We start from the raw sequence: 12,507 nt of genomic DNA on the forward strand, positions 1-12,507 counted from the left end.
ACAGGATGCGCTATCGTCGCATCGCTATCATTTATGTGCTTTTGTCCGCGCTGCTCGCTATGTCCTGGGGCGCACCCATACAGGTGCTTGGCGCAGGTTCAGCATTCACGGATTTCAGCGTGGTGCCTGAAACAACCGCACTGTTCAGCGGTTATTCCTCAGGTGGAACCTATACGAAGGAAACGCCGACGTATCATTTTAAGATGACTACAGCGGAAGCCTTACAAGCGGGAGATACTATAGAAATCCTGCTGCCGTATGGTTTCAATTTCGTTGGAAATCCGAACGCCTTTGGGATATGGATAACTGACTTCAGTGTGCCTTCAAACAGCGTTGAGGTCAACGTTAACGGTTCAACGCTTTCTCTATTCGATTCCGTTAAAACGCAAAGATCGAACAGTTGGCAGCCGGTGATAGCCTTTCATTTGAGCCAGCCTGTACCTGCCGGGGGGACTGTCGACATAAAGCTGGCGAATTTCTTGATCACGCCGGATTATCATCATGTACCCGCTACAGCCTCGCAATTTGCGGCCAGCACCAGCTCGAATTCGGTTCTACGGACAGCGCTCAGCAATATTTACTTTCGCAGTGTAGTGAACTTTCGTCCGGATATGAGCACGTATGCGGCTGGAGCGAATGCGTCTTACCAATTCAAGTTTACGGTCATGCAGCAGATTATGCCTACGGATTGGATCACCCTGAAATTTCCCGCGGGCATTGCCTTACCTGCTTCAATGGACGCCTCCAAGGTAAAGATCGGCGGAGTACCTGTTGCTACGGCGAATGTCGCCAGCGACAAGCTGCAGCTGCAGCCTAGCCAGCCGCTGACCAGCTATTCGGATGCGCTCATCACAATCGACGATTCTGCGTTGGTTGCCAATCCGGCATTTCCCGGCTACTATGCGTTTGAAATATCCACCAGCGTCGATCAGCAGGCAGCATCGGGACGTTTCGGAATCATTCCGACGGGAGGGGCATCATTAGCCGATAACCCGTATTCGGATAAGGGATATGTTGAGATCAATTACGACGGCAATTTGCGATTCCGGTTCACCAGCCCGACGATTCTGAAGGGAGGCGACACCGTTACGGTGACCAGTCCGGCTGGCACCGTACTAAGTGATACGGCCATCGCTGCCACTGATATTCATATCGAATCGGGCATGGGCCTGGAAATGGGTGGTTATTCGCCGGCTTCTGTTACCCGCTTGGCGGATAATCAGCTGCAATTCGTACTTCCACCGGAATATTATTTGATCCCGGATTACTCACTCGTGTTCTTCATGCCAAACCGCTTCGTTCAATATGGAGCATACGATATACAGGTGACGACTTCGCAGACCGTCAAGCCCAATACGGTGCCGCTTATGATTACGCCGGACACGGTACAGCAATTTACAATATTACCTGATAACCCGTGGGCTGGTGAGACGAATGTGCCCTATACATTCAGCCTGCAGCCTAACGAGCCCTTGGTTGCTGCCGATGACGATTTCATCACGCTGAACCTCCCGACGCAGTTAAAGGTACCTGTCATTTTGGATCCAATTACACATTCGGGGACGGTCGATCCGAATCTGGTTCTAGTGAACGGGGTTCCAGCAAAGGAAGCGATCTACACAAACAATTTTGGCATGTCCATCTTAAGGGTAACCGTACCTCAAGATATCCCGCTGCTCGGGAAGACGGTTATTGCAGTCAGCGGCAATGCCGGCTGGATGAATCCGGAGGAGGGAACGTACGCGTTCAGCGTATATCCGAAATACGCAAGCTCCAGCTCGGCATCGGTGTCGGTTCAGTACAAAAAGATCACCGGAATCAGCGCAGCTCCTCAGACCGTACAGCTCAAGCTCGGCGGCAAAGTCAGCCAACAGCTTAAAGTAATGGCGCAGCAGCCTGACAACAGCGTGTTGGATGTGACGGATGCTGTGTACAGGACGGCGTACATGAGCAGCGACAGCACGGTGGCTACCGTTACAGCCGACGGATTAATTGAGGCAAAGCAATCAGGCACTTCCAGCATCACGGTTACAAGCGGCATATATAGCGACACGGTGAGCGTGACTGTAGAGAAAGCGGACGTGGCGCCGCCAGCGACCGAGATCACAGCCATCACGACAGCACCGAGGTCGGTACAGCTACAGCTGGGCGACAAAGTCAGCCAACAGCTGACAGTCACAGCACAGCAGTCAAACAATAGCGTTAAAGATGTAACGGGTGCAGTCGATGGGACGACGTATCGGAGCAGCGACAGCACAGTGGCTTCAGTCACAGCCGCTGGATTAATCGAGGCTAAACAGGCAGGTATTGCAGTTATTACGGTGACAAATAACGCTCATAGCGACACGGTAAATGTTACGGTTAATCCGATCAATAGCGGACCTACAACGCCCCCGTCTTCTTCCATTGGAACAACCGGTGAAGCGGAAGATCCGTTAAGCGTGGAGAAGGAGATCATCGCTTTGCTAGGGGGGACGGTTACGCTTCCGAGTGTCGGGTCGGTTATGATTCCGCCGGAGACGCTGCCGGTTGACGGTAAAGTTAAGATCGCCGTTCAAGCAAATCCATCTCCTAATCAAACGGAAGGAGCGAATAGTAGCCGGTTTGTAGCTTTCACGAGCAGTACCGGATCGGTATTAAACAAACCGATCCAGATTAGCTTGCAGTATAATAGCTCGTCAATAGCCCCCGAATTAAAACCTGCCGTCTATGAATACAATCGGACGATAGGCAAATGGTTATATGTAGGAGGCGTTGTCTCCGGCAATGGCACAGTGACTGTTGAAGTGAATAATTGGGGTATATTCGCGGTGTTCCCTGCGGAGCATCACGTTTTCAACGATATGAACGGCCATTGGTCAGCACAATATGTGGATCGTCTAGCTGGCAGAAATGTCGTCCACGGCTTCGAGGACCATACATTCCGGCCGGATCAGTCAGTAACCCGGGCGCAGTTGGTCAAAATGATTGCCGATGCGCTGGCATTGAAAGCCTCAGGAACGCCAATCTATTTCGCCGACAGCGATCTTTTGCAGAACTGGGCTAAGGATGCCGTTGCGCGAGCGGTCGAAGAGGGTTTGATTCAAGGCTACCAAGAGAAAGGGAAATCATGGTTCAAGCCAAACCAGCCGCTGACGCGGGCTGAGCTCGCAGTCATTCTCGCCAGAGTGCTGGATCGAAATGCAGTCCATGCTACTAAAGGAGAAGTGGCATTTACGGATCAAAAAGACATTCCAAAATGGGCTCAGCCTGCCGTGATTGCTGTATCCCGTGCAAATATCGTAAGCGGCTACCCCGATGGGTCGTTCCGCCAAGGAGGTTATGTGACGAGAGCCGAAGCGGCAAAGATGATCTATATGCTGCTCGAGTCGCTTCATGCCTAGGTAAAATGCACAAGCAAGAATAAACATGAGCAATAGTATGAGTAGGGCAGGCGAATGAGTCCCATTTTGCCTGTCCTATTTTGTTCAAGAAATCTGTCAATGGAGCTTGAGCAATCAGGTTTTTTTAAATGAATGAAAAGAGATTGTAGATTTGATCTTGGCGAACTTACGACTTCTGCAATTGCCCTGAATCCCGGTGCCGCCGACTCATGAATACCAAAGACAATGCAATAACCGTGAGGATAATCCCTAGCACTTGAAATCCCTCGAAGCTGAACTTACCTCCCATTACGATACCGATCAGCAAGGAAGAGAGTATGGTTCCCAGATATCTCGATGTATTAAATAATCCTGATGCAACACCGATGATTGCTTTTGGGGAACTTTGGAACAAGGTTGCTTGCATGCCTACATTGTTCAATCCGTTGCTTATACCGAATGCAGCCAAAGCCAAACACACGCTAATAACCGGTGAAGTTTGATTAAATGTCACGAGCCAAACTGAACCAAATGTCATCAGAATTGCAGATACCAGCAATGCTGGTCGGGGTCCTGATTTATCGATCCATCGTCCGGCTATTGGAGAAGCAATTAGCGAGCACAAGCCTAAGTTTAGCATGAGAATCCCGGTTTGGAATTCGCTGACATGACGTACCGTCTGCAAGTAGGACGGAAGCCCGAAAAAGAGCGAGTAATAAAGGACGTTAACGAGCATGAATTCCACATTAACCCAAATCATGGCGGGATATTTGGCTAAAGTGCGTAAAGGAATAAAGGGTGACGCCGTTTTTAACTCGTGTCGTACGAATGCCCCCAGGGAAGCAACGCCTATCAGCCCGACAATGATATTTACTAAGGAGATATGCCCAGCTGATTTTGCGGAGAGCACTCCAACGAACAAGGCAACCAGACCCACTGCGAAGAGAAGGATCCCTGTTGCATCAATCAAATTAAACCACATGCGAAAGGACATGTTGCGCACACCGGATGTCGGCGGTTCGTCCTTAGGTATCGTCCTCCAACATAAGAGAAAGCTAGCCACTACGAACGGAATATTGACGAAAAAGATAGCAGGCCAATTCCACCAATGAATCAAAACCCCGCCTATAAAGGGACCAATTGCTGCCGCTCCCGATAGAAAAATGGACAAAACAGACAGCGCAGTCGCTTGTTTCTCCGTAATATGAATGCGAACGATAGCCATTCCAACTCCGACCATCATGCTCGTGCCGATGGATTGCACGATACGGAACACGATGAGCCACCCGAAGTTTGGTGATAATGGAGCTAATAAAGACGCAATGAAGGCTACAACAAGCCCCGTAAGAAATATTTTCCTACGACCGAATAAATCGCTTGCTTTTCCCATGACAGGCTGAGCGATGCTGCTTGCAATGTAGAATGAAAAAATAATCCAAGAAACACCCGTAAAGTCAAGTTGGAACCCATTTTGCAGTCTTGGAATAGCAACGGAAACCATCGAAGAATTTAATGGGTTCAATAGTATCCCAAGACCTACTGAAATCATTAACCACCAGCTGCGAGCACTCATTTTTTTGTCCCCCCAAAACGTATTAATGTCATCGTACTTGAATCCCTTTATTTATTCCAACGCATTTTATGTTATGATTTCATTGACTTGAAGGAATGAATGGAGGCAGTGAAATGGAACTTCTTCAACTGCAATATTTTCTCGCGGTAGCTCGTTTGGAGCATGTGACCGTAGCTGCACGAAATCTGCATGTTACACAATCGTCACTAAGCAAAACGATACAACGCTTGGAGGAGGATCTAGGGGTCCCTTTATTCGATCGAATAGGGAGGAAGCTGCGGTTGAATGAGTTTGGAAGCAGATTCCTTCGCCGTGCAGAGAGGGCTTTGTTTGAATTGGAACAGGGGAAACAGGAGCTAAGCGATTTGTCCAGTCCCGAGCATGGCACACTCGAATTAGCGGTGACTACCGCAAGCACACTACCTAACATTCTTCGAGTGTTTCGGAAAAAGCGTCCTTATATCCATTTTCATGTGCAAATGCTGACTTTGCAGGAAATGGTTACGCTTCTTGATCGAGGAGAGGTTGATTTTTGCTTGTCCTCACCTCCTATAGCAGGGGATGACATTGAATGTGAAATCGTGTTTATCGACCCCATCCTTGTAGCCGTTCCAAAGGGGCATCGGCTGGCAGAGCGAAGCAGCGTATCCTTGGCAGAGCTAAAGGATGAATGGTTTGTCGGTGTGAAGAGCGGCTATGGTACTCGCGATTTAATTGATTCTGTATGCAAATCGGTTGGATTTGTACCTAATTATGTGTATGAGGGGGATGAGCCTGCAAGGCTCAGCGCTCTTGTGGAAGCCGAAATTGGCATAGCCTTCATACCAAGCACGGCAAGAAATTCACGGGAACAGATCAAATATCTCCAAGTAGAGAATCACGAATTGGTACGGGAGATAGCTTTGTTATGGCATAGAAGTCGGTACATATCGCGGGCTGCACTGGAATTCCGAGAGGTCGTAGTAGAATATTTTGGAGCGATGTCCGAACAGACCATCTAATCAGATTAAATAACAAATATCGGATAACGAGAGCATGTTTTGTAATTTACCCGCAGTTAATGCGGGCTTTCTTTTTATCGGTAAAGACTCTTGTCAGTAGCCAATTGCCGATTCTTTCACACGTTCATAGAGCTTCTGTATTCGCTGGTTCAGAAAAAGCTAACGATACAGCAGGTTTGACATGCTATCTACTAAAAGGTAGAATGACAACATGACCATACCAAGAAATATTTCTGAGCTGATCTTACATACGGCTCAAGCGATTGATCAGCAATTTGGCTATAACGGATTCAGCTACGCATACATTGCAGATTGAAAAAATCGCAGTTATCTATATGAATGAGTAAAAAGAGGTGAACAATGACGATGAAGCTTTCGACTGATCTTTGCCAAATATTTAACATTCGTTACCCGATTTTCTTGGCGGGCATGGCGGGTGGACCCGGAACAGCAGCGTTAGCTGCGTCCGTATCCAATGCCGGCGGGCTTGGGACGCTGGGAGCTGCCTACATGGATCCAGAAACGCTTCGAAACTCGATTCGGGAAATTCGCGAGTTAACGAGTGCACCCTTCGGCGTGAATCTATTTGCTACACGCACTCCTGACGACAATACGAGAATCGAAGAAGCTCAACGAGAACTCAACGCTATGAGAGACATATTGGGATTGCCACACACAAAGGGAGAAGCCTTACGGACACCGGATTTATTCGAGCAGCAATTCTCCGTTGTACTGGAAGAAAATGTACCGGTTATCAGCACCGCATTTGGTGTTCTTCCCAAACCTATGATGGAGCAATCCAAAGCTGCAGGTATGCAAGTTGTCACTATGGTGACTACAGTTGATGAAGCGATTATTGCCGAACAGGCCGGATGTGACGCCATTGTGGCTCAGGGCAGCGAAGCTGGAGGGCACCGCGGGACATTTGATATATCCGATCGTCCAATGGGCGCTAATATCGGCACGATGGCCTTAGTGCCGCAAATTGTAGATCGAGTTCGTATTCCCGTAATCGCGGCTGGCGGGATTATGGATGGGCGCGGTCTGGTCGCTGCACTTGCACTTGGCGCACAGGGGGTTCAGATGGGGACACGCTTCCTAACAGCGAAAGAATCTGGAGCCCATGCCGCATATCAGCAAAAACTGCTCGCTAGTACGGAGGAAAGTACGGTTATTACCCATGTGTTTTCGGGTCGTCCCGCCAGAGGGGTAACAAACGAATTTATCAAACGCTGGGACAAAAGCGGGTTAGAGCCTCTTCCGTTTCCTACTCAAAATACAGCGACACGAGATATTAGAAATGCTTCAGCTAAACAAAATAATCCCGAATTTATGTCTTTGTGGGCAGGACAAGGCCTGCGGATGCTAACATCTGGCCAAAGCGCGGAGTCTATCATTCAGGAAACGATCGATCAGGCGCAAAAAATTGTTCAACCACATTAATTGAACGTTTTTATTAGTAGCAGTCCAATCCTATTGGACTGCTATTTTTTAATTCAAAGTGCCCATTTGACTCAATAAAGGAACAATGCCGCCGAGAAAAGATTCGTCAAGACTCCACGGTGCACGGACAAAGTTGATAATCAGTATCATCTGTGATATATTGTTAACAAGTTAACAATATGATTTTAATTTCCCGATTATGTTCTATTATTTTAAGCGATTTTTATTATTTACATGTAAACAAAGGGCGGTTGAAGGATGAGCACAGAAGAACGAACCAAACAGCTGCTATATGAGCAGTATATCCGGTTTTTTCATGTCTATGAGGATCATAAGGACAAGGAAATCGAACATTTTCTCAGTATCGCCCAAAGGGAAGCCTTCGAGAATTTCCCCCTGAATTTGACCGCGGTTCATATGATTGATTGCATCGGTCGGCATGAGCCGATTAACAATTCGGGGATTGCTGAGGCAATGAATTTGTCTAAGGCGAGTATTACCAAGATCGGCAACAAGCTATTGGAGGAAGGGTTCGTCAAACGGACGCAAATGAATGACAACAAGAAGGAAAGTTATTTCCGGTTGTCGCAGCAAGGAAAAAAAATCTTCGATCTGCATGAACGCCTTCATGAGCTTGAAGCTGAACGCTTCTACCGTTTTTTGGACAAATATTCGGAAGTGGAATTGAAGGTCATCCATAAATTTCTTCAGGATGCTAGTATTGACATCGAATCCAGATGAACCAAAGGAGGTGAAGGGGTTGAATTTGACTCAGTTGATCAGGGAACGCAGAAGTATCCGAAAATGTAATTCCAAACCGGTGGAACAAGAGCTGGTAGTTGAATTACTCAGCAGCGCAGCCCGGCTGCAACCGTCCATAGACGCTGGATCTTGGCGCGTAGTCTATTCCGGCACTCCCGAAGCAAACAAACGGCTAGTCGATTATATGTTTGCACAGATATCCCAGAGCAAGCTCGGAAAGCTGATTCCGGGAAAACTAGCGGATGTATTTAAAAAGAGATTCACCGATATTCCCGGCCATGTAATTGTCATGTCCACTGTTGGTCCGGACCGTCTGAGCGACGACCGTAATTATTCGGCCGTCTGCGCGATGATGCAAAGCTTTCAGTTGCTGGGCTGGGAACGCGGCTTAGGCATGCTATGGGATACGGAGTCCATGATTCAGCATGAGGGTTTCTTCAAAGGAATTGGTTTGCGTGAGGATGAAAGATTCGTCGGCATTCTCCATTTAGGGTACTACGACAAAGCACCTAAGAGCCGCAAAAGAACGCCGGCCGAGCAGAAGTGGACCGTATTTCAGGGATATGCCACATAAAGGGGAGGCTGTAAAAATGAAATTATCCGACTTGTGCGAAGAAATGAACAAACCGATACATTTTTTAGATCGCCCGGTGCCGCAGCAGCTGATACTGGAGCTCCTTAATCATGCCGTATGGGCGCCGAACGATGGGCTCCGTGAGCCATGGCGGTTTATTTTTGCTGACAACCTGCATGGGGGAAACTTGCAAGGGTTGCAAGAACCCGCTCCAGCCTATTTGCTAGTAGTGATGAGGGAAGAGGCAGACGGCTATAAGCAGGACGAGGACTTTGCAGCCGTCAACTGCCTGATCCAAAATTTCCGTTTGCTAGCCTACGAGCAGGGCCTCGGTATGCACTGCACCCTGCATGACTGGATGTATGACCGAAGCCGTGCAGAAACTTTTGGGGTACTGAGCAACGAGCGTATCGCTGCGGTATTGGAATTGGGGTACAGCGAGGCTCACTCTGAAGGGAAATCTGAGGCTTCTGAGATCCAACTGCGGTTCGAGCTGCTGTAGGGCGATGCGCGTATCAGAGGACAAGAACATATATATTATGAACCGCGTAAATCGCGGTTTTTTTGTTTTAGGGATATAGGTTTCTTGACCAAAACAGTTGAAGCAATCTTCAACTAACGGATAACAAGTGAGTAAGGTATGGCGGTGGGAAGTGCCGTTTTTTCCTGCGAATGCTGCGGCGATGCCGGAATCCGAATCGCTTATCACGGGAAGCCGGTAGGAGAGCTTGATTTTAAAAACATTAACCTGGATCTCGTTGAGCACGTTTTTAGCTCTATTTTTTGCGATCTTCATTTTCATGCTGCAGGGAGTAATCCCAGCTGCTCAAAATCATCTTTCACTTTCATCCGCCGGTTATAAAAGGCTAATGAAGTGACGGAGCTCGGCTTGAACCATGGTTTTTGATATGACTAATGATAGCGGAAAAATAAAAAAGAACCTGAGTAGTTCGATCAGGTTCTTGTATATTGCATATGAAAAGACACGATGATATAATCTGATTGCGACTTAGTCAGTTCAAAAAAACATAAATGATGCATCTTACATTTTTATTGTAACATCCCCGTAAGCTCCTGTCAAATGTTTTTCTCAATTTAATGGTTAGGAGAGATATGGAATGCGTTCATTGGTTCTCGGTTTTCAGGAAATGGAAAAAACGCAGCTTTTGCTCGTTGGCGGTAAAGGGTTAAATTTAGGGGAATTATCAAAAATGGAAGGAATACAAGTTCCAGAAGGATTTTGTGTTACAACAGTGGGATTCCAAAAAGTCATCGAACAAAACGAAACGTATCATGCTTTATTGGATCGTCTCACAATGCTAAAAGCAGAAAATCGAGATCAAATTGGTGAAATCAGCAGGAAGATTCGACAAATCATTATGGAAGCAGAAATGCCTTCCGATGTTGCGAAGGCAGTTACTCACTATCTCTCCCAGTTTGGTGATGAGCATGCTTATGCAGTGCGTTCTAGCGCGACTGCTGAAGATTTACCACATGCCTCTTTCGCTGGTCAGCAAGACACCTATTTGAATATCATTGGCAAGGAAGCAATCATGCAGCATATCAGCAAATGCTGGGCTTCCCTATTTACGGATCGCGCCGTAATCTACCGTATGCAAAATGGATTTGACCACAGTCAAGTTTATTTATCCGTTATCGTTCAAAGGATGGTTTTCCCACAGGCTTCAGGGATTGTATTTACAGCTGATCCGATGACTTCCAACCGAAAGCTGCTATCAATCGATGCCAGTTTTGGACTTGGGGAAGCGCTGGTCTCTGGCTTGGTATCTGCCGATTGTTATCAAGTACAGGAAGGGGAAATCGTCAATAAGAGGATAGCAGCCAAAAAATTGGCTATCTATGGACTAAAAGAAGGCGGAACAGTGACCACGCAGATCGATCCTGATCAGCAAAAGACTCAAACGCTTACTGATCAACAAATTTTACAACTGGCACGCATCGGAAGACAGATCGAAGGTTATTTCGGCCACCCTCAGGACATCGAATGGTGTTTGGCAGATGATACATTTTATATCGTCCAGAGTCGGCCAATCACTACTTTATACCCGATCCCTGAAGCGAATGATCAAGAAAATCACGTTTATGTATCTGTCGGCCATCAACAAATGATGACCGATCCCATAAAACCATTGGGTTTGTCTTTTTACCTGTTAATCACTCCTGCACCCATGCGTAAAGCCGGTGGAAGGTTGTTTGTTGATGTTGCACCTAGGCTGGCTACACCTGTCGGCCGTGAAGCTTTAATAAATGCCCTGGGATCCGATCCGCTTATAAAAGGCGCACTCATGACCATAATAGAGCGGGATTTTATAAAATTGTTACCAAATGATCAAACAGCACCGATTCCGACCAGAAGTATTACAGATATGCTGGCACAATTCGGGAATGATCCGACAATCGTTTCTGATTTAATTAAGCGTAGTCAAGCATCGATAGAAGAGTTAAAACAAAACATCCAAGCGAAATCGGGAACGGATTTGTTTGATTTTATTTTGGAAGATATCCAGCAATTAAAGAAAATCTTATTTGACCCACAAAGCTCGGCTGTGTTTATGGCTGCTATGAATGCTACATCATGGATCAATGAAAACATGAACGAGTGGTTAGGCGAAAAAAACGCAGCATTTACACTTTCTCAATCTGTACCCAACAATATTACTTCGGAAATGGGTCTAGCGTTATTGGATGTCGCGGATGTGATTCGCCCTTATCCAGAAGTGATTGCTTATTTGCAGCATGCGAAAGAAGATAACTTTCTTGATGAACTGGTTAAGTTTGATGGAGGAAGGGAAACCCAAGACGCAATCTATGATTATCTCAGCAAATACGGAATGCGATGTACCGGAGAAATCGATATTACGAAAACTCGTTGGAGTGAAAAACCAATCACACTTGTCCCCATCATTCTTGGCAACATCAAGAACTTTGAGCCTGATGCCGGCAATCGAAAATTTGAGCAAGGACGCCAGGAAGCTTTGGAAAAAGAACAAGAGTTAATAGATCGATTGAAGCAATTGCCGGATGGTGAACAAAAAGCCAAAGAAGCAAAACGAATGATCGACATCATCCGGAATTTCATCGGCTACAGGGAATATCCAAAATACGGCATGGTTAGTCGATACTTCGTTTATAAGCAGGCTTTACTGAAAGAAGCCGAACAACTCGTTCAAGCTGGCGTTATCCATGACAAAGAAGAAATATACTATCTCACTTTTGAAGAACTTCACGAAGTCGTACGCACAAACAAACTTGATGATCAGATCATCAAGAAACGGATAGGGGATTACAAGTTTTATGGAAAACTAACTCCCCCGCGTGTCATCACGTCTGATGGTGAAATCATTGCGGGCGAGTACAAACGAGAAAATTTGCCAGCAAATGCGATTGCAGGTCTACCTGTTTCTTCTGGAGTGATAGAAGGCAGAGCGCGTGTCATTTTAAATATGGAAAAAGCCGATCTAGATGATGGAGATATATTAGTCACCTCCTTTACAGACCCTGGCTGGACACCATTATTTGTATCCATAAAAGGACTAGTCACAGAAGTTGGCGGACTGATGACCCATGGAGCAGTTATCGCACGTGAATATGGGTTGCCAGCAGTTGTCGGAGTGGAGAATGCTACCAAACGGATAAAAGATGGGCAGCGAATTCGCGTGCATGGAACAGAAGGGTATGTCGAAATATTGTAATGGCTGAATACGTCAACCAACCCCGAAGTCAATCTATTTTGATTGGGGGTTGATAATGGTTAATTACAAAATAAGAATT

8 protein-coding genes are annotated in these 12,507 nt (G+C 46.6%); 7 read left to right on the forward strand and 1 reads right to left on the reverse strand.

Annotated elements, in window-relative coordinates:
- Positions 1–5 precede the first annotated feature (5 nt).
- Positions 6–3,383 (forward strand): S-layer homology domain-containing protein, encoded by a 3,378-nt coding sequence (locus ADU23_RS23715; RefSeq protein WP_197286105.1) that lies wholly within the window; start codon positions 6–8, stop codon positions 3,381–3,383.
- A 166-nt stretch (positions 3,384–3,549) separates the two neighbouring features.
- Here ADU23_RS23715 and ADU23_RS23720 read toward each other — a convergent pair whose 3' ends face one another.
- Positions 3,550–4,935 carry an MFS transporter gene (locus ADU23_RS23720; protein WP_053376002.1) on the reverse strand — a complete coding sequence of 462 codons (1,386 nt, stop codon included), beginning with the start codon at positions 4,933–4,935 and terminating at the stop codon, positions 3,550–3,552.
- A gap of 113 nt (positions 4,936–5,048) precedes the next feature.
- Here ADU23_RS23720 and ADU23_RS23725 point away from each other — a divergent pair, with 113 nt between their 5' ends.
- The 6 genes from ADU23_RS23725 (at position 5,049) to ppsA (ending at position 12,428) form a co-directional block, all read left to right on the forward strand.
- Positions 5,049–5,936 carry a LysR family transcriptional regulator gene (locus tag ADU23_RS23725; protein ID WP_053376003.1) on the forward strand — a complete coding sequence of 296 codons (888 nt, stop codon included), beginning with the start codon at positions 5,049–5,051 and terminating at the stop codon, positions 5,934–5,936.
- A 360-nt stretch (positions 5,937–6,296) separates the two neighbouring features.
- Positions 6,297–7,379: an NAD(P)H-dependent flavin oxidoreductase gene (locus ADU23_RS23730; RefSeq protein ID WP_053376004.1), complete on the forward strand. Its 1,083-nt coding sequence runs from the start codon at positions 6,297–6,299 to the stop codon at positions 7,377–7,379.
- Between the two features lie 258 nt (positions 7,380–7,637).
- Entirely contained in the window at positions 7,638–8,120 is a 483-nt protein-coding gene (locus tag ADU23_RS23735) for a MarR family transcriptional regulator (protein WP_053376005.1), read from the forward strand.
- Positions 8,121–8,130: 10 nt separating this feature from the next.
- Entirely contained in the window at positions 8,131–8,715 is a 585-nt protein-coding gene (locus tag ADU23_RS32910) for a nitroreductase family protein (RefSeq protein ID WP_231637635.1), read from the forward strand.
- A gap of 16 nt (positions 8,716–8,731) precedes the next feature.
- A complete protein-coding gene (locus ADU23_RS32915; RefSeq protein WP_053376007.1) occupies positions 8,732–9,217 on the forward strand; it encodes a nitroreductase family protein in 486 nt (161 codons plus the stop codon).
- A gap of 616 nt (positions 9,218–9,833) precedes the next feature.
- Positions 9,834–12,428, forward strand: coding sequence for a phosphoenolpyruvate synthase (gene ppsA, locus ADU23_RS23750; RefSeq protein ID WP_053376008.1), 2,595 nt, complete (start codon positions 9,834–9,836; stop codon positions 12,426–12,428).
- Positions 12,429–12,507: the final 79 nt, after the last annotated feature.

The sequence above is a fragment of the Paenibacillus sp. FJAT-27812 genome, assembly GCF_001273905.1.
GTDB lineage: Bacteria > Bacillota > Bacilli > Paenibacillales > Paenibacillaceae > Pristimantibacillus.